Here is a 20,565-nt window from a genome sequence, read left to right as displayed (position 1 = left end):
TCAACAATGATGGGGAGCAACGCCCATGAGCTCACTCGCCGGCAAGCAAGGTCCGCGCTATCGCCACACGGCGGAAGACGGCGCGGCTTACGAGACCATCGCAGTCGAAAAGCTCACCCCCATCATCGGCGCGGAGATCTCAGGCGTCGACATCGGCAAGCTCGTCTCCGACGATGCCCGCTCCAATCAGCAGATGGACGAGATCCACCGCGCGCTCGCCGAGAACCTCGTCATCTTCTTTCGTGACCAGGAGATCACGCCAAAACAGCATCTCGCCTTCGGCCGCAAGTTCGGCGAGCTGCATTTTCATCCCGCAGCGCCCCATGAGGACGAAGACCCGGCGCTGATGAAGATCTACGCCGACAAGAATTCGCCGCGCGCCAATGGCGAGGGCTGGCACTCCGATGTGTCCTGCGATCTCGAGCCGCCGATGGGGTCGATCCTCTACATCAAGCAGTGCCCGCCGCGCGGCGGCGACACGCTGTTCGCCAACATGTATGCCGCTTACGACGCACTGTCGGACCGCATGAAAGCCTATCTCGACGGGCTGACCGCGCTCCACGACGGCGAGCCGATCTATCGCGGTCTTTACGCCAATTACGGCGTCACCGACCGTCCGTCCTATCCGAGCGCCGAGCACCCGGTGGTGCGCACGCATCCCGTCACGGGCAAGAAGGCGCTGTACGTCAACCGCGGCTTCACCCGCCATATCAACGGTATCCCCCGCGACGAGAGCGATGCGATGCTGGCCTATCTCTACCAGCACGCCGAAAACCCGCTGTTCCAGTGCCGCTTCCGCTGGACCGAGAACGCCATCGCCTTCTGGGACAACCGCTGCACCCAGCACCGCGCGATGTGGGACTACTGGCCGCATACGCGCTCGGGCACGCGGGTGACGGTGAAGGGGGAACGACCGGTGTGAAGATATCGTGGCGCGTCGTCGCCGCTATCGCTGTTTCGCTGATTCCGCTTTTGCTTTCGTCAGCTGACCATGGCCAGGCGGCCGGGGCGCGGAAGGCAACAAGGACTAAAATCAAGCCGCCGGCCGCGGAGACATGCGATCCGCGCAGATTCCGGATGATCCTCGATGTCGGACACACCTCCGAATCGCAGGGCGCGACCAGCGCGCGCAATGACGTGGAGTTCGGCTTCAACCTGCAACTCACACGATTGATCGGAACGCGCTTGAAGTCGGCGGGCTTTGCCGCGACCCGCGTGCTGGTGACCGAAGGCAAGGCGCGGGCAAGCCTGCTCAAGCGCGTCGGAACCGCCAATAGCGCGCATGCCGATTTTTTCCTGTCGATCCATCATGATTCCGTACCGGACAAGATGCTCGAGCCATGGGAATTCGAGGGCGCCAAGAGCTATTTCAGCGACCGCTTCAGTGGCCATTCGCTGTTCGTGTCCGAGCACAATCCACATTTCAGCGCCAGCCTCGCCTTCGCCCGGTTGCTGGGCCGGGAGCTGAAGCAGAAAGGCCTGCAATACGCCACCCAATACAGCCTGCCGCTGATGGGACGTTACCGGCACCCATTGCTGGACAAGGATGTGGGCATCTACCGCTACGACGGGCTCGTCGTGCTCTCACAGACCCGAAGCGCCGCGGTCCTGCTGGAAGCCGGCTCCATCATCAACCGCGACGAGGAGATGGCGATGAACTCCCCGGAGCGGCAGGAGCTGATTGCGACGGCCGTGACCGCGGCGATGCGGGCGTATTGCGAGCGGCGGTAGATTGCTCCGTCGCTTCAACAGCCGTCATTGCGAGCGCAGCCAAGCAATCCAGAATCTTTCCGCAGAGACAATCTGGATTGCTTCGCTTCGCTCGCAATGACGAAAGAAACTACAGCGGCGCCCCCTGATACTCCCGGTTCGCCAGGCTGGCCTCTTCCAGATCGAGGTCGCGTTCGATCCTCCGCCGCGTCTCGTCCGTGATCCGCCCGTCGCGCAAGATGTCGTGGATGAATTTGCGTTCGGCGACGATCAACTCGCGAGTCAGTGCGGTGCCGGCAGCGGAGACGTCATGGTGGGCGGGATCGAGTGAATCAGGAAGCTGGTTGACGCGAATTTCGTGACGAGCGCGCAGCAGCCGCATCACTTCGTCCGAGACCTCTTTCTCTTCGGTCAGTGCATCCAGCGATTTCAGCGCGGCGTCGAGCGCCTGGCGACGTGCCGCGATCTCGGCCTCGTGTTCGGCGACATGCTCGTTGCGGCCGGCCTCCGCGATGCCGAGCCAGCGCACCACCGGCGGCAGTGTCAGGCCGACGCCGATCAGCGTGATGAAGATGACACCAAAGGCGACGAACAGGATCAGGTCGCGATACGGGAATGCAGCGCCATCGGGCAGGGTGAACGGCAGCGCCAGCGCGGCTGCCAGCGACACCGCGCCGCGCACACCGGTGAACGCAAGCGCGAACGGCCATTGCCAGGGCGGCGACGGATCGCGCCTGCGCAGCGATTTGCTGAGCATCCGCGGCAGATAGGTCGCGGGGTAGAGCCAGGCGAAGCGCGCCAGAACGATGATGACCATGACCACGGCGGTCGCGATCATGATGTCGTCCAGCGGGAACGCTTTCGATTTCTCGTAGAGCGCGCGCATCTGGAAGCCGGTGAGCAGGAACAGCAGGCCTTCGATCAGATAGATGATGAGGTCCCAGAAGAAGATGCCTTGCAGGCGCGTCGACGCCGAAATCAGCAGCGGCCCGTTCCAGCTCACATAGAGGCCGCAGGCGACGGTGGCGATCACGCCGGAGCCGCCGATATGCTCGGGCAGCCAGTAGGACACATAGGGCGTAATCAGCGACAGCGTCAGCTCGACCTGCGGATCGCAGGACCATTTGCGGAAGCGGAGGGAGAGCCAGCCGACGCCGATGCCGAAGGCGATTTCGCCGGCGACGATGAGGGTAAATTCGCCGGCCGCCAGCGGCAGCGAGAAATGCCCGACCACGATCGCGGCGAGCGCGAAGCGATAGAGGATCAGCGCGGTGGCGTCGTTGGCGAGCCCTTCGCCCTCGAGGATGACCAGCAGCCGGCGCGGCATGTTCAGCCGGCGCGCGATCGCGAGCGGCGCCACCACGTCGGGCGGCGCGACGATGGCGCCCAACAGGAAGCCGATGCTCCAGGGCAGGCCGATCACGTAATGGGTGGCCGTCGCGACCATCGCCGCAGTGAAGATCACGGCGCCGACCGCGAGCAGCACAATGGGGCGCAAATTATTCCTGAACTCGCGCCAGCTCATCGCGACGCTCGCCGAGTAGATCAGCGGCGGCAGCACCATCAGCAGCACCAGTTCCGGCGGCAGCTCCACCGGCGGCATGCCCGGCACAAAGGCGAGGCCGACCCCGGAGAGCATCAGCAGAATGGCAGGTGCGATGTTGAAGCGGCGGGCGACCAGCGCGGTGCCCGCCAGCACGGCGAGCAGGATGAGGAAGGTTTGAAATTTCGCTGCGATCATGACCTGTCTTGGCCCGGAAGCGGCCAAGAGGTCAATGCAGAGCGGCTTACACCAGTCGTTCGGCCACCATGCGTCCGATGCGGGCGAACACCGCCTCGATCTGCGCTGCATTCGGAGTGCCGCCCTGGGTATAGGCCGCGATCAGGATCGGCGCATCGGGCTTGGGCCAGGCGACTGCGATATCGCCCGACGCGTCCTTGCCGTTGTTGCCGGTCTTGTCGCCGATCTTCCAGCCTGCCGGCAGGCCGCCGCGCAGCCGGTTCGCGCCGGTCTTGCAGCCCACCATCCAGTCGGTGAGCTGGGCCCGCGAGGCCGGCGACAGCGCTGCGCCCGTCACCAGCCGCTTGAGATTGCCCGCCATTGCCGCCGGCGTCGTGGTGTCATGGGGATCGCCGGGCGGCGAGCGGTTCAGCTCGGGCTCGTTGTGGTCGAGCCGCGAAGTGATGTCGCCGATCGATCGCCAGAACGCGGTGAGTGCGGCGGGGCCGCCGATCCGCGCGAGCAGCAGATTGGCGCAGGTGTTGTCGCTGAGCTCGACGATTGCCTTGCACATATGCGCGACCGACATTGCGCCGGCCGAGAGGTTTTGCTTCGCGACCGGCGCGTACTCCAATAGGTCGGTCTTGCCATAAGGGATCATCGCGGCCAGCTTCTCCTCGCCGCGATCGACCCGCGCGAGCACGCAAGCCGCAAGCGAAGCCTTGAAGGTCGAGCACATCACGAAGCGCTCGTCAGCCCGCCAGGTCAGCTTCGCTCCGGTGGCGAGATTCTCCGCGTAGACCCCGACCCGCCCGCCGCTTTCGCGCTCGTAGGATCCGAGCTCAGGCGGTGCGTCCGCGGCGAGCGCGGGCGAAGCGGCCATCCAGCAGAGAGAGGCGAGCAAAGAACGGCGATCGAGCAGCATGGGGGACTTTCGGGCGATTGGGAGACGGGAGACGCAATGGACGCGCCATCCGCGCCCGTCATTGCGAGCGCAGCGAAGCAATCCAGTCTGTCACCGCGGCGGGATTCTGGATTGCTTCGCTGCGCTCGCAATGACGGAGAAATGCGAGACGATTGTGCCTGATTTCAGGCAGCGAAAGCCTCACTCCTTCAGGTCATACCGATACGATTTCGACACGATCTGCCAGCCATCGGCGAGCTTCATGGCCACCAGATAATCCGTGAAGAAACGCGGCGGCAGCTGGCATTTGACCTTGATGAAGGCGGTCTTGTCGTCGGAGCGGTCGATGGTGACGATGAAGTCCTCGCGCGGCTTGCCTTCCGCCTTGGCGGAGGCGCGCTTGCGCACGCGGTCGAGCCAGTCCGGCACGGTGAGCACTTGCAACTCGCCCTTCTCGACCCAGCGCAGATCGGCAGACGGATGGAAGATAACGCCGAGCTTTTCGGCGTCGCCCTCGTAGAGCCCGTCAAAATAGGATTGCACGACGGCTTCGACGCTCGAACGATTCTGGCTCATGGTCATCCCTTTGAACGATGGCGCGCGGCGAACTTAATGGTAGGCATCGAATTGCGCTATGGGTGTCTTCCGCCATTTGTACGAGGGCACCGTCATGACCGGATCAGAAGAATCGAACGCTCGAATCCTTGCCGGCGAATGCTATTGCGGCGCCGTCCGCTACGAGGTGGCGGATGCGTTCGCCTATGCGCTGAACTGCCACTGCTCGAACTGCCGCCGGACCACCGGTTCCGCCTTCAAGCCGTTCGCCGGCGTCGAATCCAGCAAGCTCCGCCTCGTCAGGGGCGAGGACCAGCGGATGATTTACGGGGACGACATCACCCATGACGCGCACTGCGGCCGCTGCGGCTCGCTGCTTTATTCCCGGGTTCGCGAAGGAAAATGGGTCCATGTCGCCATGGGAACCCTGGTCGATGCCCCCTCGATCCGCCCGACCGCCCATATTTTCGTCGGCTCCAAGGCGCCGTGGCACGAGATCACGGACGGTTTGCCGCAGTACCGGGGACACGTCGGGGATGCCTAGGGAAGGCCAGCCCGCGCGGGCTTTGGCGGCGAACCGCCAAGGCACTGGCGCGACTAACAAAAGGGGCTCCCCGGCCTGTCGCCGCCGCTGTCTTCGTGACCTCCATCACAAGCGCAGGCGCTGGATCTTGCTAAGGCTATCCCTGAGGGTGTGAACTGCCCCGAACTTTTGGAAGTTGTGTGCGCAATTTTTTCAGACTTTGCCCGTTTCTCCTCGCTGCTGCGCTGATGTTCGGCGCTGAGCCCGCCTTCGCCGGAAAGCGCGTCGCGCTGGTGCTGGCCAACTCGGCCTATCAGCACGCGCCCTCGCTCGCCAATCCCGTCAACGACGGTGCGGTGATGGCGAAGACGCTGACGGACGCCGGCTTCGATGTCGTCGATTCCCGCCACGATCTGACCGCGCTCGATACGCGGCGCGTGCTGCGCGAGTTCGCCGATGCGACCCGCGATGCCGACATCGCCGTGGTCTACTATGCCGGCCATGGCATCGAGGTCGAAGGAGCCAACTATCTGATCCCGGTCGATGCAAGGCTCGAGCGCGACACCGATGTCTATGACGAGGCGCTCTCGCTCGATCGTATTCTGGTCGCAGTGGGGCCGGCGAAACAGCTTCGTCTGGTGATCCTCGACGCCTGCCGTGACAATCCGTTCGGCAGGACCATGAAACGCACGCTCGCCGCGCGTGGCATCGGCCGTGGTCTGGCTCGGGTCGAACCGTCCAGCTCCAACACGCTGATCGCCTATTCTGCCAAGGCCGGCTTCACGGCGCAGGACGGCGACGGTGCCAATAGCCCGTTCACCATCGCGCTGTCGAAGCATCTGACGACGCCGGGTCTCGACATCCGCCGCGCTTTCGGTTTCGTGCGCGACGACGTGCTCAAGTCGACCGGCAATAAGCAGGAGCCGTTCGTCTACGGCTCGCTCGGCGGCGATGACGTGCCGCTGGTGCCGGTCAAAGTGATGGCCGCAGCACCAGTGGCGCCTGTGGTGAATCCGCAGGCCGACATGCGCCGCGACTACGAACTCGCGCTCCAGGTCGGCAACAGGCCGGCGTGGGATGCCTTCCTCGCCCAGCATCCCGACGGCTTCTATGCGAATCTTGCCAAGCTTCAGATCGACAAGATCCAGGCCGAGCAGGTTCATGTGGCGGCGACCGAGAAGGCGAAGCAGGCCGAGGCCGAGCGCGACCGTCTCGCCGCATTTGGCGCGCAGAAAGATGCGCAGGCCAGGGCTGCTGCCGATGCGAAGGTGGCCGAGCAGGCCCAGCTTGCCGCGCAAAAGGCCAAGGAGCAGGCCCAGCAGCAGGCTGCGGCTGCCGAGCAGCAGCGCGTCAATCTCGCCGCCACTGCACCGAACGCCGCGCCGGCCAGCACGGCGAGCCCTGCCGGCACCAATGTCGCTTCATTGACGCCCGCAACGGCACCGGCCGATCTCAGCAGCTCGGTGCAGACCGAGCTCGGCCGCGTCGGCTGTTTCTCCGGACAGGCTGACGGTAACTGGAATACGTCCGCGCAGCCGTCGCTGTCGCAGTTCAACCGTTATGCCGGCACCAGGCTCGACGTGAAGGAGGCGAGCTCGGATGCGCTCGATACGGTCAAGTCCAAACAGTCGCGCGTCTGCCCGCTGGTCTGCGATCACGGCTTCAAGGCCGACGGTGACAAATGCTCCAGGATCGTCTGCGGCGATGGCTATGCGCTGAACGGCGACAATGAATGCGAAAAACAGCGCGCCGGCAAGGCGACCAAGCCTGCAACCGCCAAGCGCGACGACGGCGATGATCGTCCGGCACGGCAGCGGCGTCAGTCCGGTGGCGCGGCCGCTGGAGCGGCGGGCGGCAACGCTGCGGCCGGCGCGGGTCGCGCCTCGGGGGGCGGCGGCCAGATTTTTTGCAACGATCTGCTCTGCCGTCCGGTCCAGCGCGGCTGCCACCTCGAATATCGCGGTGGCGGCGGCCCTCACGTTGATGCCAATGTCGAGGTCTGCAACTGAGGGCGCTGTTTCCCCCGACATTGTCCCGGCGAAGTCCGGACAATGTCGCGGGGATCATGTCGCAATCGCGCTCGCCGCGATGTTCACCGTCAGCGCCAGCAGCGCCGTGTTGTAGATGAAGGACACGATGCCGTGCGCCGTGGCGGTGCGGCGGATGGTCTTGTCGGTGATACCGACGTCGGAGACCTGTGCGGTCATGCCGATCACGAACGAGAAATAGACGAAGTCCCAATAATCGGCGTGGTCTTCCTTGTCGCCGCTCGGGAACTGCAATCCGCCCGGCGGGTGGCGGTAATAGTCATGGGCGTAATGCAGCGCGAAGGTCGTGTGCACCGCGGCCCAGGACAGTGCGATGGTGGTGATGGCGATGCTCAGCTCCGCAGCGCCGCGATGAGCGCCGAGCTCCGAGACGATCGCGGCAATGCTGGCAAACGCGCCAACGGCCGTCACCAGCAGGATCACGAAGCGGCCGTCGTCCTGCATCGCAGCCGCACGGCGGATGTGCTGGTGGTCGTTGCACAGCATCATCGTATAGACCAGCGCGAGATAAACCGCGATCAGCGCATCCCAGCCGAACAACAGCCGCGTCACCAGCCGGTACGAACCGGGGACGAGCAGGCAGACGAGGATGCCGACAGCGAGCGAAATGAAGGTCCGCGGTCGCGAATAGATCAGCCGCATCGGCCGCGACATCTGGCGGAAGCGGACGAGGACAGGATCTTCTTTGTCAGTGGCCATGATGATGGTGGCTCTCTCACTGTTGCCGAGGCGGCGGTCTGCTCCCTCGCCCCGCTTGCGGCAGGGCAATCGCATATGGGAGCGATTCCCCCGTAGCCATCCTTCGAGACGCCCGCCGTTGGCGGGCCCTCAGGATGAGGACCGAGTGTGCGGCCGTCGTTTCGACCAGAACCGATGCCACTTAGCCTCATCCTGAGGAGACCGCGAAGCGGTCGTCTCGAAGGACGAGGCGCGCGCTGCGATCGCGCAAACTGCCATATGCGATTGCCCTGCTGCTTGCGGGGCGAGGTGAAGTCGTCCGCTGCGTCAGTTCTTGCGTTCGGCGACGAAGCGCGCGGCGGCTTGCAGCACGGCGGCGCGGTCGCCGAAGATCGCGACGGCGCTGTCGGCACGCGCCAACAGATCGCGCACGCGCTGCTTGGCGCCTTCGATGCCGAGCTGGGTGACGAAGGTGGTCTTGCCGAGCGCGGCATCAGCGCCGGCCGGCTTGCCGAGCGCTGCCGCATCGCCTTCGACGTCGAGCAGATCGTCGGCGATCTGGAAGGCTTCACCGAGCGCGCGGCCGTAATCGTCGAGCGCCTGATATTCCGCCTTCGAGGCTTGGCCGAGGATCGCTCCGGCGATGCAGCCATAGCGCAGGAGCGCGCCGGTCTTCATCTGCTGAATACGGGCGACATCGATCGGTTCGTTGCCGCCAAAGCGGCCTTCGCCGGCGAGGTCGAGGATCTGGCCGCCGACCATGCCGCCGATGCCGGCGCAGCGCGCCAGCGCCCGCGTCAAGAGCAGCCGCACATTGGCGTCGCGATGGATCTCGTCGCGGGTGACGATGTCGAAGGCAATCGTCAGAAGGCCGTCGCCGGCGAGGATCGCGGTGGCGTCATCGGTCTGCTTGTGCAGGGTGGGGCGGCCACGGCGCAGGTCCGAATTGTCCATCGCCGGCAGATCGTCATGGATCAGCGAATAGCAATGGATGCATTCGAGCGCGGCGCCCACGAGCAGCGCCGCTTCGCGGGGAACACCGAACACGGCCGCGCTCTCGACCACCAGGAACGGCCGCAGGCGCTTGCCGCCATTCAGGCTCGAATAGCGCATTGCGTCCATCAGTCGCTTGGGACGGGCGATCTCATCGTGCAGGATGTCGTCCGACAGGAGGCGCCCGAGCAGGGCCTCGGTGTCGTCAGCGGTCTTGTCCAAACGCTTGGCGAAATCGGACGGGGACGTGCCGGTCATCAAGAAAGGCTCCAAGACTAAAATTCGGCGGGACAATCCTTTATGCGCCCGCCCCAGTCAATCGTTTGGAAGGCCTAAAAAGTGCTGGAAAAGGCCCGAATTATCACAGACTTAATGGCGGGATCCTCGGCCAGGTTTTATTTCGCGCCGGAAAGGTCGATTTGCGCATTGTTAGAATCCTGCTGCTGGTGCTCGCGGTCGTGGCTCTCGCGCCCTATTTTGTCGCGCCGTTCTACCGCGCTGGTCATCCTGTTTCGACGCTGATGGCCTGGCGCTCGCTGACGGGCGCGCCGATGCATCGGGAATGGATCGATCTGGCGGCGATGTCGCCGTATTTGCCGCGATCGGTGGTAGCCGCCGAGGACGCCCATTTCTGCAAGCACCACGGCATCGACTGGGGCGCGCTGCGCGAGGCGATCGACGACGCCCAGGAGGACGGCACCCCGTTCCGCGGCGCCTCCACCATCACCCAGCAGGTCGCGAAAAACCTGTTCCTCTGGCAAGGCCGGGATTTTGTCCGCAAGGCGCTCGAGTTCCCGCTGGCGCTCTGGATCGATTTCGTGCTGCCCAAGCATCGGATCCTGGAGATTTACCTGAACATCGCCGAGCTCGGCCCGCAGGGCCAATTCGGGGTGGAGACCGCCAGCGCCTATGCCTTCGGCAAGTCGGCCGCCAGCTTGTCCCCCCGGGAAGCGGCCCTTTTGGCCTCGATCCTGCCGAATCCGGTCAAACGCAACGCCAGGACCCCTGGACCGGGTGTCCGACGGCTGGCCGGGACCTATGTGGCGAGGGGGCAAGCCTCCTCACTATTGACCTGCTGGCGTGAAAATCGCTGATTTGGGGCCCTTTTCGGGCGCATTTTCCGGTCCAAAAGCCTAGATTTGCGGCCAGCCTTCCTCTATAAGCCCGGCCTTGACCGGCATTCAGCTCGCCTCGGTTTGCGGGTGCTGAGCCGTCCGATCGCGGACGATGCCCCAAAACACCAATCCCTAGAGGATATTGAAATGGCCGTTCCGAGAAGAAAAACCTCGCCGTCGCGCCGTGGCATGCGCCGCTCGGCAGACGCCATCAAGAAGCCGACCTATGTGGAAGACAAGGACTCCGGCGAGCTCCGTCGTCCGCACCATCTCGACCTCAAGACCGGCATGTACAAGGGCCGTCAGGTCCTGAAGAAGAAAGAGTCCTGAGCCAGGGCTCTTCCTCGGGCAGATAGTCAGGATAGCGTGACCTGCCTGATTTCGGCCAATCCATGAGGTATGACGGTGACGGCGGCGGAGCGAATGCTGCGCCGCTGCATTGTCCTGTTCGGACATCTTGATCGAGAAGGCCTTCCCCCGATGGTCGGTTTCCCGCTGCTTCTGATTCCGCTCGCGGTCTACAACATCATCGCCTTCCTGATGCCCAGCGTGTCCTTCTCGGATGTGCTGTTCAAGGTGCCGATGATCACGGGCGAGACCTGGCCGGTCACGCTGGCCGATCTGCTGCTCGCGCTCGGCGTGCTGCTGCTGCTGCTCGAAGTGGTCAAGGGCGCGCGGCCCGGCGCGAAATTCCTGATGGATCATCTGCTGTCGCTGATCCTGTTCGGCGCGGCCGCTGCCGAATTCGTGCTGTGGCCCAAGTTCGGCAACTCGACCTTTTTCCTGCTGGTGCTGCTTGCGATGGCGGATTTCCTCGGCGGCATCGCTCAACGCGCACGCCGCCGTATCGCCTATGTTGCGGCCGAGACCGTAGCGGTGCCGCGCAAGGCGAAGCGCCAGGCCGAGGCGCCGCCACCGGCAACGGTGTTCGAGCCGAAGCTTGATCCCGTGCTTGCGCCGCAGCCTGAGCCGCCCTCACCCTCGGCACAATCGGTTGCCGAATCCGTACTGATGGATCACCCCGTGCCGAAGCCGGGCATCGCGCCGTCGCCGGAAATTCCCTCGCCGCATTTGCAGCCGGGCAACGGCACGCCATCCTCGCCTGAAGAGCCGCGCTGAGCGGCGTTACGCCACCTGACGCGTGCGTGAGCTGACGCTGGGAAGCGGGTGTTTGCTGCCATAGGCCATGCGCGCATTCTCGGACGTTTCGCGACGCAGCCGGCTTGCCTGGGGCGCGTGCTCGGCATTGGCGATCAGTTGGGTGACGAAGCTTGGATCGGGGCGCGTCAGCGGCATCTTGCGGACCCACTGCAAAACCGGCGTCAGCGGTACCAGCGCGGTACTCGCTTCCCGCGTTGTCTCCTCGATCTGGTCCACATTCACCATCGCAACACCGCTAATCCGGTTGAACTGGCGCGTTTTGGGACGCTCGCGCCGGTGCATGTGATGGTCTCGCAAGGTCTATGCCGGCCGAGCCTATTCCGTTCCAGGGCACTCGGAAACGTGGTTTCCAAATTGTTTATGAACTTTGCCTAGGGTCGGGGGCGAATCTGGCCGTATTCTGTCCCGGCTCAGGACTCCCCGCTGTCCCGAAACGAGGCGCTTTTGACCCCAGCATTGCCGCAAGCCTCCGAAATCCTGGCCGCTCTCGGTCAGGCCGTGTTCGTCTGGGATATCGCGAGCGACGCCATCGTCTGGGGTGAGCAGGCCGGCGTCATCTTCCCCGGGATTCCCGCTGAGCGGCTCGCGACCGGCGCCGAATTCGCCAAGCTGATTGAGCCCGCGCAAACGCTGCGGAACGCCGCGTTGGCGCAGACATCCGCCGTGCACGGTACCGAAGGCACGCCCTACCGGGTCGAATATGGCGTGCGCATGAGCGCCTCCGATCCGGTGGTCTGGATCGAGGAGACCGGTCGCTGGTTCGCCGGTGCCGACGGCCGCCCAATGCGTGCGATCGGCTCCGTCCGCATCAACAATGAGCGGCACGCCCGCGACGAGGAGCTGACCAAGCTTGCGCGGCTCGATCCGCTGACCGGCGAGCTCAATCGCTCTCACCTGATCGCGGCGCTCGCCGAAGCGATCGAGGAGACGAGCCGCTTCCGCTCGACCGCAGCCTTCATGCTGGTCGGCATCGATCATCTCGCCCGCGTCAACGACGCCTTCGGTTTCGACGTTGCCGATGCCGTGATCCTCGACGTCGCCAGGCGCATTCGCACGCGCTTGCGCGGCGGCGACGTGCTCGGCCGCTTCTCCGGCAACAAGTTCGGCCTGATCCTGAAGAATTGCACCGTCGACGACATGAACGTCGCCGCCGAGCGTTTCCTTGCCGGCATCCGTGACGAGGTGGTGCCGACCAAATCAGGCCCGGTCTCGGTCACCGTCTCGATTGGCGCGGTCAGCCTGCCGCGCTATGCCCGTAATACCGACGAGGCGATCAACCGCGCCCATGAGACGCTGGACGGCGCCAAGCGTCGTCGCGTCGGCTCGTTCGCCGCCTGGCGTCCGAACGCCGAGCGTGACGCGCAGCGCCGCGTCAACATCCGCGTCACCGACGAGATCGTCACCGCGTTGAACGAGCGCCGCATCAAGCTCGCTTATGAGCCGGTGGTGTCGGCTGCCACGCGCGAGCGCGCGTTCCACGAATGCCTGGTGCGGATGGATCAGGGCGACGGCCAGGTGCTGCTCGCGCCCGACATCGTTCCGGTCGCCGAGCGGCTCGGTCTCATTCGGCTCGTCGATCACCGCGTGCTGGAGCTCGTGGTTGCCGAGCTCGCGGCGGCGCCCGATATCCGCCTCAGCCTCAATATCTCGCCTGATACCACGATGGATCCCGACTGGTGGGCCGGAATCGAATCGCTGATGCGCGCCCATCCCGGCGTCGCCGAGCGGCTGATCGTCGAGATCACCGAAACCGTCGCGATCCAGGACATCGACGATGTCCGCGCCTTTGTCAGCCGCCTCAAGAATTTCGGCAGCCGCATCGCCATCGACGATTTCGGCGCCGGCTACACTTCTTTCCGCAATTTGCGCAAGCTCGGCGTGGATATCGTGAAGATCGACGGCGCCTTCGTGCAGAACATCACCCACTCCGTCGACGACCGCGCCTTCGTGCAGACCCTGATCGACCTCGCCCGCCGCCTCGACATCAAGACCGTCGCCGAATGGGTGCAGGACGAGGAGGCCGCCAACATGCTGCGCGATTGGGGCTGCGACTACATCCAGGGCCGCCTGATCGGGCTGGCGTCGGCTGATCGCCCGTGGTGCCCGCCACCGGACAGCGCGCTGCCTGCGGCAAGCTGAGACATCGTCGGGTGGGCAAAGCGAAGCGTGCCCACGAATTTCTCCTTTGAAATCAAAGCCCCTTCTACTGTGTATGGGGTTGTTCTCGCGGAAGGAGAAGGCTCACGCCACCCGGCGGACCGCGTTCAGCGTCTCGATGGTGTGTCCCACTTCGGCTGCCGGACACGGCTTGCCGAAATAATATCCCTGCACCGCGGTGCAGCCGCATTCGCGGACGAATTCGAGCTGCTCCACCGTCTCGACGCCTTCCGCCGTGGTCTCGACGCCGAGCACCGAGCCGAGGCTCGCGATGGTCCGGACGATGGCGACGCTCTCCGGACTTTCGCCGAGTGTGCCGACGAAGGAGCGGTCGATCTTGATGCGGTCGAACGGAAATTTGCGCAGATAGCTCAGTGAGGAATAGCCGACGCCGAAATCGTCGAGGCTGACGTGCACGCCGAGGGCGCGGAGCTGGTGCAGGATTTCGATCGTCGCTTCGCTGTCATCGAGCAGCGCCGTCTCGGTGACCTCGAGCTCGAGCCGTTGCGGCGGCAGACCGGCTTCCGCAAGCGCGCTCGTGACCATCGCCACCAGTCCGCGCGCGCGGAACTGCACCGGTGACAGGTTCACCGCGACAGTGAGATCCGGCCATGACGCAGCTGTGGCACAAGCCGTGCGCAACACCCATTCGCCGATCGGAACGATCAACCCGTTCTCTTCGGCGATCGGAATGAATTCGGCCGGCGAGACGAAGCCGCGCGACGGATGTTTCCAACGCAGCAGCGCCTCGAAGCCGGTCAGCTCGGTGCTGTCGAGCTGCACTTGCGGCTGGAACACCAGATGGAATTGGCTGGCTTCCAGCGCGCCGCGCAGATCGTGCTCCAGCGCGTGCCGCCTGCGCGCCTCCTCTTCCATTTCGGGCTCGAACAGCTGATAGGCGCCGCGCCCCTTGGCCTTGGCCTGGTACAGCGCGAGATCGGCGCATTTCATCAGTTCGTCGGCGTCGAGCCCGTGATCGGGCGCGATCGCGATGCCGACGGACACGCCGACATGGATCGACTGGCTTTCCAGCGGCGGCGGGTGGCCGATGATCTCGACCAGGCGTCGTGCAAGCCGCTCCGCCGATTGCGGCTGCGGTCCGCGCTGGAGCACGGCGAACTCGTCGCCGCCGAGACGGGCGACGGTGTCGTGCTCGCCGACATTCTCCTTCAGCCGCGCCGCAACCCAGCGCAGCAGCCGGTCGCCGGCAGCGTGGCCGAGCCGGTCGTTGACGGTCTTGAAATTATCGAGATCGAAGCACAAGACGGCCATGGCGCCGCCGGCTATCGCAACCTGGTTCAGCCCGTCGCCCATCTTCTCGCGGAACAGCGTGCGGTTGGGCAGGTCGGTCAGCGAATCGTGCTGCGCCATGTGCGCGACCCGGGCCTGGGCCTTGTGACGCTCGGTGACGTCCTCGTAGGTGACGACCCAGCCGCCATGCTCCATCCGCTTGTGGTTGAGCTTGATAATGCGGCCATCGGTCAGATGGCGGTGCAGGGTGTGCTCGCCCTCGCGCAGCCGTTCGACATAGTCCGCGTAAATCCTCGCGCCCGTCGTGTTCGGATGGATGCCGAGATCGCAGCTGTGCTCCATGATCTCGCGCATCGAGACGCCGGGCTTCACGATGTCAGGCGAAAGGCCGTACATCTCGATGTAGCGGCGGTTACAAACGATCACGTGCAGGCTTGCGTCGAGCATGCACAGGCCCTGGCTCATGTTGTTCAGCGCCGCGTCGAAGCGGCGATACTGCTCGCTCAGCTCCTCGACCGCGTGCTCGCGCTCGGTGATATCCTCATAGGTGGCGACGAAGCCGCCCTCGGGCAGGGTGCAATAGCGCACCGAGATCACCGTGTCGTTGGTCATGCTCCGTCGCATCGGCGAGGAGTCACGGTCCGCGATCCGGGTGCGGGCGGCTTCCAGAATCTGCTGCGGGCTGTAGTCGGAGGCGAAGGCGCCATTTGCCATCGAGCGCTCGATCAGCTCGGCGAGATGCGTGCCGGGCTTGCTCTCCTCCGGCGACAGCCGGTAGATTTCCTGGTAGGTGGAATTGCAGATGCGCAGGCGCATGTCGCTGTCGTAGAACGCAAGCCCATGCGCCATGTTTTCGAGCGCGGCATCCAGCATGAGGTTCTGCTGCTTCAGCGTCTCCTCGTGCTGCAGCCGTTCGGTGACGTCCTCGTGCACGGTGACCCAGCCGCCGTCCGGCATGAACCGGGATACGGCTTGCACCTTGCGGCCGTCATAGCGCGTCACCAGAATGGTCTTCGGGCTCCTAATCCGGACGTCGTTGATCCGGGCATCGCGGAACTCCTCTCCGGACATGTCCGTTCTGTTGCCGCGCGACAGCCAGTGGTCGATGGCCGTGCTATGCGCGACACCCGGTTTCACGACGTCGGGGTCGAGGTTGTAGAATTGCAGGAACCGCTCGTTACAGACGACGACGCGGGCGTCGGCGTCGTACATGATGAGGCCGTGCGACATGTGGGCAAGTGCGTGCTGGCTGCGCTCGGTCTGGAGTTGCAGCTCAGTCTCGAGCCGGGCGAGGCGGCTGACGTCGTCGCAGATCGTCATCCAGCCGCCGTCGGGAAGCGGCTTCAGTTCGAGCGTGATGACAAGGCCGCTTGCGAGTGTCTGCCGCGTATGGAACGGCTTGCCGGCGGCAATCAATGCGATCCGGGAAGCGTAGAGCGCGTCAACCTCGCTTGCCGGGATATTGCCGAGCGCCACGCTGTGGCCGAGCACGTCGCGGTAGCGCGTTCCGGTCCGGACGATGTCGGCCGACATTTCGAACAGCTCGATATACCGGCGGTTGACCAGCACGATCCGGTTGTCGGCATCGTAGACGCAGACGCCCTGTTCCATGCCGTCGAGCGCGAGCTGGCTCAGCGAGAGCAGGGCCTGCTGGCCTTGCTCGCGGCGTGCACCGAGCTCGTTGTCGCGGGCCGACGTCATGGGATCAGTGGATCTCGGTGGCAATAGACTTGACGCAACGTAGTTCAGCCACTGAACGTAGCGGAGAGGCGGGAAAATTCCCTTAAGCGCCGTAGTTTACGGAGGGTGACTGGAGATACGCAGAGTGCAGGCCGTGGACCGTGCAAACAAATCCCGGCCTTCGCCGGGACGACGCTGGGTTTGCAGCATGTGGCCCGTATTACGGCCCGTACAGCACGAGCTCGGTGTCCGTGAGGTCGGCCAGCCGGGGGCGGTGCGGGCCCTTGAAATATTTGCGGCCGCGCCGTTCGGTATAAATACCGACAAGGCCGGGGATGCGCTCGTTGGAATCGACGATCACCGCGATCTTGCCCAGCCGCAGCAACAGCCGGCCGATACGGCCGGCGCAAGCAGCGTATTCGGCGGCGCTGCGGCAGTAGATCAGTTGCATCGCCGGCGGAGCAATGAAGCCGCGGCGGATGCGCACCGCTTGCAGGATGAAGGGGAAGGTGCCCTTTGGCGTGCGGCAGACTAGGCTGAGGCAATTATAGCGCGCATGCCGCGTCAGCAGCTCGGTCTCGGCCTCGGACAGGCCCTCGATCTGCTTGGCGTGCGGGGAGATGACCTCGATCTTGCTCCAGCGCGGCGCGCGCGACAGCGCCGGTACCGAGAAGAACAGGCCGCGGCAATAGGCGCGAAAGCCCTGCGTCTCGATGATCGGCCAGGTCCACACGGCCGGGCTGATGTTGAGATAGGTCACGTGCTTGTGCCGCTGCGCGATCTTGGTCAGCAGGGGCGCGTAGTTGCGGTAGGCGGGATCGACATACCAACTCGACAAATTGCACTGAATGGCGGTTTCCTCGCCGTTCTGCCGTGTCGTGTAGATCAGCAGCAGCACGCCGACCGGCTCGCCGTCATTGTCGAGCATGTAGCCGAAGCGCGGATAGCCGTCCGGCACCGGCCGGAAGGCCTGCCGGCGCAAGCCCTGGATCCAGTAATTGCGCGAGCGGCCGACGAAGCCGCGCGTCAGCAAGTCCGCGATGGCTTCAACATCGGACTCGGTGATCTCGCGACATCGGACCTTGGTGTGGATCACGCTCGTCTTGCCCGTGGAAATGATCGGCCTCTTGCCTTAGCGCCAGCCTTCGCCGTGAGCGTCGGCCGCGATTTGCGGCTGCAGGCCCATGATGTCCCGCACCTTGGCGGGCCAGACGGAGAGATCGGTGCCGTGGGTGTGGAACATGGCGACGGCCAGGCGGTCCATACCAAAGGCGACGCAGCCGGTATGGGCGGGTTCGCCATTGGCGTCCTGGATGCCCCAGGTCGTGCCGAAATGTTCGCGATGATAGTTGAAGCTCATGCAGGCGGTCGGCTGCTCTTCGGAGCGCAGCGGGATCAGCAGTTCGAACTTGAGCTGCTGCTGCTTCTGGCTCACCGCCTTCATCTGGCCGACGCGCCCGAAGAAGGGGTCGCTGGCATAGTCGACGCGGAAGGTCAGGCCGAGCTCCGTCGCGATCGCCTGTGCGCGCACCATCCAGCGCTCGCGGAAATCGGCGACGTCATCGGGCGTGCCGATGCAGACATATTCGCGCATCCGGAACGATTGCAGCCGGTCGAGATGTTTCGACGGCTCGCGGCGGAAGCAGTCGGCCGCGACGTCGAAGCGCAGGCCACCCTTCGGCAGCTGGCCACGGCTCGCCGCGATTGGATAGACGGGATAGCAGGCCGCGGGCGACAGCACGAGGTCGGCCGGCGACAGCGACGAAGTCCAGTCGCCGCCGGCGTCGAAGCGGCTCACCGCGGCATTGATCTCGCGCTCGGTGCCGTGCAGGCCGCAGACGCAGCCGAGCAGGTTCGGGAAGCTCTTCAGGTAGCCGGACTTTTCCAGCTGGGCGCGGCTCATCACCGGCGGGAAGCGCATCACCTCGGTGCCGGCCTCGCGGTTGCTGCTGATCAGCGCGGCGAGTTTCTCGACGACGCCTTCATAAAGCGCGGTGCGGGCATAGACGCCGTCCGCGCCCATGCGGTGGAACAGCTTGTCGGCGAGATGATCGAGCGGATCTGCGATCTGCGGGGCGGTCTCGGGCGAATCGGGGAGAACAGCAATGTTCATTGTTCGACTTCCTGTTATCTGCAAATGTTTTGGTCAGTCACGAAGACTTGCCGGGATGCCACTCATCAGCGTCGATGTGGCGGCGTTGGCCAGAATGCGGTCGTTGTTGATCATGATTGGCGACGACAGCACATCGCGCAGGTGGCGGCCCATCGTGAACTCGCCGTCGTTACGGTAGCCGGACAGGCCGGCGGTACGCATCGCATGCATCACGGTTTCGACCGCAAGCTCGGAGGCCTGCACCTTCAGCAGCGTGATCGAGGACTGGAAGTCGAGCGAGCCGAGCGCGCGCTCATCATGCTCGGCGCGAGCGAAGGCGTCGAGATTGGCTGATATCAGCGCGCGCAGCTTTGCCAGCGACATTTTCGCCGCGGTGAAGTGCGCGGCCGCTGGCGGCATCTGACCACCGGAGGTGCGAGCCGCCTTGCGAACGAAAGCCTGTGCACGCGTGACCGAGGCGGCGGCGATGCCGGCCCACGCCGACGACCAGCACAGATGCGCAAACGGCGTCATGGTCTGGGCGTGGATCTTGTCATAGGCTTCCGGGAAGACGCGGTCGGCGGGGCAATCGACCTTCAGCTCGAAGCCGGTTGAGCAGGTGCCGCGCATGCCGAGCGTTTCCCAGCCCTGCGTCTGCTTCAGCGAATAATCGTCCCTGGCGAGCGCCAGCAGCACCTGATCGGAAGCGGCGGCCTCGGTGGCGCGGCGGGCGATGGTGACGAGGCCGTCAGCTTGGGCGCCGTAGGAGATCACGGTGGCGTCGCGTACCAGCGAGACGATGTCGCCGGCGTTGTCGACCGCGGCCGCGCTGGCGCGGATGTTGCCGCCGTTCTGGCCTTCGGTGGTGGAGGAGGCGAGCAGCCACTGGTCGCGGGCGACCCGGCGCATCATGGTTTCCATCCAGGGGATGCCGTGGCCGTGCCTGATCACGCAGGCGACCTTGGTGGTATGCATCGCGTAGATCATCGCGGTCGAGGCGCAGGCGCGGCCGAGTGTGTAGCAGATGTCGGTAACGTCGTGGATCGAGGCACCGAAGCCACCGAACTCGACCGGGATCATGACGCCGAGCAGCTTCTGCTCGCGCGCGGCGTCGAAAGCCTTGTGCGGGAAGCGGGCGTGGCGATCGACGTCATCGGCGTCGGCCACAGCCACGCTTGCCGTGCGCGCCGCGCGCTCGATCAAAGAGGGGCCGTGCTCGAGAAGGCTCGGCCGCGTTTCGTCGACAGTGAGGACTGCTTCACGCACGTTCATACTCGTCCGCCTCCGCTTCGTCGTTCAGGATCGCCGGCATCATTCGCGACGCCGAGTAAGCGATCCTCCGACCATCTTTGCTTGTGAGACGAGGCTACGGATTTAATTCAAATTCGTCGATGAAATACAGGGTAAAGGAACTGCAATTCCGAACGAACAGTTAAGGTCCGGTTGTTCGCATGGTGCAGATTTCCGCGATCGCGTTAGGGTTTTGGAAGAAGACCGAATTCCAGACAATCTGAGTCATCGTTTACTAAGAAACGCGAAGTAATGGTGACGCCCATTGCGGGACCGGCCCGTCGTGCCCATCGTACCCGGCAACCGGCCCGACCTTTATGGACAGATGGGAATTCGCCGATGCAGGCCTTCGATATCGATTTACGCAATCGCATCACCAAGTTGGTGAAGGGCATCCTCGCGCAGAACTCGCTCGCGGCCGAGATTACGCCGTCGACGAAACTCGTTGATGCCGGCCTGACCTCGATGGACATGGTCAATCTGATGCTGGGCGTCGAGGCCGAGTTCGACTTCACCATTCCGCAAACCGAGATCACGCCGGAGAATTTCCAGTCGGTTGAGACACTGGAACGTATGATCGCGACCCAGCTGCAACCGGCGACCGCGGCCTAGGTCGACCCTCTCTTCCGTCATTGCGAGCGAAGCGGAGCAATCCAGACTGCCTCAGCAGCGGCAGCCTGGATTGCTT

19 protein-coding genes are annotated in these 20,565 nt (G+C 64.5%); 9 read left to right on the top strand and 10 right to left on the bottom strand.

The window, feature by feature from the left end; genetic code table 11:
- Positions 1–25: 25 nt before the first annotated feature.
- Both ABIA96_RS07020 and ABIA96_RS07015 read left to right on the top strand, forming a co-directional pair.
- A complete protein-coding gene (locus ABIA96_RS07020) occupies positions 26–922 on the top strand; it encodes a TauD/TfdA dioxygenase family protein (protein ID WP_354136287.1) in 897 nt (298 codons plus the stop codon).
- Positions 919–1,731, top strand: a complete 813-nt coding sequence (locus tag ABIA96_RS07015; RefSeq protein WP_502918803.1) for an N-acetylmuramoyl-L-alanine amidase — start codon at positions 919–921, stop codon at positions 1,729–1,731. Before ABIA96_RS07020 ends, ABIA96_RS07015 begins: the two co-directional genes overlap by 4 nt.
- A 109-nt stretch (positions 1,732–1,840) precedes the next feature.
- Here the strand turns inward: ABIA96_RS07015 and ABIA96_RS07010 are convergent, their stop codons facing one another.
- From ABIA96_RS07010 to ABIA96_RS07000, 3 genes are all read right to left on the bottom strand, one after another.
- A complete protein-coding gene (locus ABIA96_RS07010; RefSeq protein WP_354136285.1) occupies positions 1,841–3,451 on the bottom strand; it encodes a Na+/H+ antiporter in 1,611 nt (536 codons plus the stop codon).
- Positions 3,452–3,497: 46 nt separating this feature from the next.
- Entirely contained in the window at positions 3,498–4,355 is an 858-nt protein-coding gene (bla, locus tag ABIA96_RS07005) for a class A beta-lactamase (RefSeq protein ID WP_354136284.1), read from the bottom strand.
- A 180-nt stretch (positions 4,356–4,535) separates the two neighbouring features.
- On the bottom strand, positions 4,536–4,910 hold the full coding sequence (locus ABIA96_RS07000) for a nuclear transport factor 2 family protein (RefSeq protein WP_354136283.1): 375 nt from the start codon (positions 4,908–4,910) through the stop codon (positions 4,536–4,538).
- A 94-nt stretch (positions 4,911–5,004) separates the two neighbouring features.
- Here ABIA96_RS07000 and ABIA96_RS06995 point away from each other — a divergent pair, with 94 nt between their 5' ends.
- Together ABIA96_RS06995 and ABIA96_RS06990 are read left to right on the top strand one after the other, a co-directional pair.
- Positions 5,005–5,433, top strand: coding sequence for a GFA family protein (locus ABIA96_RS06995; RefSeq protein WP_354136282.1), 429 nt, complete (start codon positions 5,005–5,007; stop codon positions 5,431–5,433).
- A gap of 179 nt (positions 5,434–5,612) precedes the next feature.
- The gene (locus ABIA96_RS06990) at positions 5,613–7,421 is read left to right on the top strand and encodes a caspase family protein (protein WP_354136281.1); all 1,809 of its coding nucleotides are present in this window, start codon (positions 5,613–5,615) and stop codon (positions 7,419–7,421) included.
- Positions 7,422–7,475: 54 nt separating this feature from the next.
- On the opposite strand, the gene ABIA96_RS06985 is transcribed toward ABIA96_RS06990, so the two are convergent.
- Together ABIA96_RS06985 and ABIA96_RS06980 are read right to left on the bottom strand one after the other, a co-directional pair.
- Positions 7,476–8,159, bottom strand: a complete 684-nt coding sequence (locus ABIA96_RS06985) for a DUF1345 domain-containing protein (RefSeq protein WP_354136280.1) — start codon at positions 8,157–8,159, stop codon at positions 7,476–7,478.
- Between the two features lie 306 nt (positions 8,160–8,465).
- A complete protein-coding gene (locus tag ABIA96_RS06980) occupies positions 8,466–9,389 on the bottom strand; it encodes a polyprenyl synthetase family protein (RefSeq protein ID WP_354136279.1) in 924 nt (307 codons plus the stop codon).
- Between the two features lie 161 nt (positions 9,390–9,550).
- On the opposite strand from ABIA96_RS06980, the gene mtgA reads away from it, so the two are divergent.
- From mtgA to ABIA96_RS06965, 3 genes are all read left to right on the top strand, one after another.
- On the top strand, positions 9,551–10,225 hold the full coding sequence (mtgA, locus tag ABIA96_RS06975; RefSeq protein ID WP_354136432.1) for a monofunctional biosynthetic peptidoglycan transglycosylase: 675 nt from the start codon (positions 9,551–9,553) through the stop codon (positions 10,223–10,225).
- A 168-nt stretch (positions 10,226–10,393) separates the two neighbouring features.
- Entirely contained in the window at positions 10,394–10,576 is a 183-nt protein-coding gene (gene rpmF / locus ABIA96_RS06970; RefSeq protein WP_007598106.1) for a 50S ribosomal protein L32, read from the top strand.
- 150 nt (positions 10,577–10,726) lie between these two features.
- Positions 10,727–11,365: a hypothetical protein gene (locus ABIA96_RS06965; protein WP_354136278.1), complete on the top strand. Its 639-nt coding sequence runs from the start codon at positions 10,727–10,729 to the stop codon at positions 11,363–11,365.
- 6 nt (positions 11,366–11,371) lie between these two features.
- On the opposite strand, the gene ABIA96_RS06960 is transcribed toward ABIA96_RS06965, so the two are convergent.
- Positions 11,372–11,632 carry a hypothetical protein gene (locus tag ABIA96_RS06960; protein ID WP_354136431.1) on the bottom strand — a complete coding sequence of 87 codons (261 nt, stop codon included), beginning with the start codon at positions 11,630–11,632 and terminating at the stop codon, positions 11,372–11,374.
- A gap of 219 nt (positions 11,633–11,851) precedes the next feature.
- Between ABIA96_RS06960 and ABIA96_RS06955 the strand changes: the two genes are divergently transcribed.
- Positions 11,852–13,546, top strand: a complete 1,695-nt coding sequence (locus tag ABIA96_RS06955; protein ID WP_354136277.1) for an EAL domain-containing protein — start codon at positions 11,852–11,854, stop codon at positions 13,544–13,546.
- 102 nt (positions 13,547–13,648) lie between these two features.
- Here the strand turns inward: ABIA96_RS06955 and ABIA96_RS06950 are convergent, their stop codons facing one another.
- The 4 genes from ABIA96_RS06950 to ABIA96_RS06935 form a co-directional block, all read right to left on the bottom strand.
- Positions 13,649–16,516, bottom strand: a complete 2,868-nt coding sequence (locus ABIA96_RS06950) for a PAS-domain containing protein (RefSeq protein ID WP_354136276.1) — start codon at positions 16,514–16,516, stop codon at positions 13,649–13,651.
- Positions 16,517–16,715: 199 nt separating this feature from the next.
- A complete protein-coding gene (locus ABIA96_RS06945) occupies positions 16,716–17,591 on the bottom strand; it encodes a GNAT family N-acetyltransferase (protein WP_354136275.1) in 876 nt (291 codons plus the stop codon).
- Between the two features lie 36 nt (positions 17,592–17,627).
- Positions 17,628–18,608: an amino acid--[acyl-carrier-protein] ligase gene (locus tag ABIA96_RS06940; RefSeq protein ID WP_354136274.1), complete on the bottom strand. Its 981-nt coding sequence runs from the start codon at positions 18,606–18,608 to the stop codon at positions 17,628–17,630.
- A gap of 33 nt (positions 18,609–18,641) precedes the next feature.
- Positions 18,642–19,859, bottom strand: coding sequence for an acyl-CoA dehydrogenase family protein (locus ABIA96_RS06935; RefSeq protein WP_354136273.1), 1,218 nt, complete (start codon positions 19,857–19,859; stop codon positions 18,642–18,644).
- A 357-nt stretch (positions 19,860–20,216) separates the two neighbouring features.
- On the opposite strand from ABIA96_RS06935, the gene ABIA96_RS06930 reads away from it, so the two are divergent.
- The gene (locus tag ABIA96_RS06930; RefSeq protein WP_354136272.1) at positions 20,217–20,489 is read left to right on the top strand and encodes a phosphopantetheine-binding protein; all 273 of its coding nucleotides are present in this window, start codon (positions 20,217–20,219) and stop codon (positions 20,487–20,489) included.
- The last annotated feature ends 76 nt before the right edge of the window (positions 20,490–20,565 follow it).

Origin of the sequence: Bradyrhizobium sp. LB11.1, assembly GCF_040549385.1 — a bacterium.
Lineage (GTDB): Bacteria > Pseudomonadota > Alphaproteobacteria > Rhizobiales > Xanthobacteraceae > Bradyrhizobium.
Note: the sequence above shows the minus strand (reverse complement) of the source record. Positions and strands in the feature narration are given on the sequence as shown.

Excerpts from the sequence above, each read along its gene's own strand:
- ABIA96_RS06965 (WP_354136278.1), top strand. The coding sequence starts at position 10,727 with ATGGTCGGTTTCCCGCTGCTTCTGATTCCGCTCGCGGTCTACAACATC.
- ABIA96_RS07010 (WP_354136285.1), bottom strand. The coding sequence starts at position 3,451 with ATGATCGCAGCGAAATTTCAAACCTTCCTCATCCTGCTCGCCGTGCTG.
- ABIA96_RS06930 (WP_354136272.1), top strand. The coding sequence starts at position 20,217 with ATGCAGGCCTTCGATATCGATTTACGCAATCGCATCACCAAGTTGGTG.
- ABIA96_RS06950 (WP_354136276.1), bottom strand. The coding sequence starts at position 16,516 with ATGACGTCGGCCCGCGACAACGAGCTCGGTGCACGCCGCGAGCAAGGC.
- ABIA96_RS06940 (WP_354136274.1), bottom strand. The coding sequence starts at position 18,608 with ATGAACATTGCTGTTCTCCCCGATTCGCCCGAGACCGCCCCGCAGATC.
- rpmF (WP_007598106.1), top strand. The coding sequence starts at position 10,394 with ATGGCCGTTCCGAGAAGAAAAACCTCGCCGTCGCGCCGTGGCATGCGC.
- ABIA96_RS07000 (WP_354136283.1), bottom strand. The coding sequence starts at position 4,910 with ATGAGCCAGAATCGTTCGAGCGTCGAAGCCGTCGTGCAATCCTATTTT.
- ABIA96_RS06980 (WP_354136279.1), bottom strand. The coding sequence starts at position 9,389 with ATGACCGGCACGTCCCCGTCCGATTTCGCCAAGCGTTTGGACAAGACC.
- ABIA96_RS06935 (WP_354136273.1), bottom strand. The coding sequence starts at position 19,859 with ATGAACGTGCGTGAAGCAGTCCTCACTGTCGACGAAACGCGGCCGAGC.
- ABIA96_RS07020 (WP_354136287.1), top strand. The coding sequence starts at position 26 with ATGAGCTCACTCGCCGGCAAGCAAGGTCCGCGCTATCGCCACACGGCG.
- ABIA96_RS06985 (WP_354136280.1), bottom strand. The coding sequence starts at position 8,159 with ATGGCCACTGACAAAGAAGATCCTGTCCTCGTCCGCTTCCGCCAGATG.
- ABIA96_RS06960 (WP_354136431.1), bottom strand. The coding sequence starts at position 11,632 with ATGGTGAATGTGGACCAGATCGAGGAGACAACGCGGGAAGCGAGTACC.
- bla (WP_354136284.1), bottom strand. The coding sequence starts at position 4,355 with ATGCTGCTCGATCGCCGTTCTTTGCTCGCCTCTCTCTGCTGGATGGCC.
- ABIA96_RS06995 (WP_354136282.1), top strand. The coding sequence starts at position 5,005 with ATGACCGGATCAGAAGAATCGAACGCTCGAATCCTTGCCGGCGAATGC.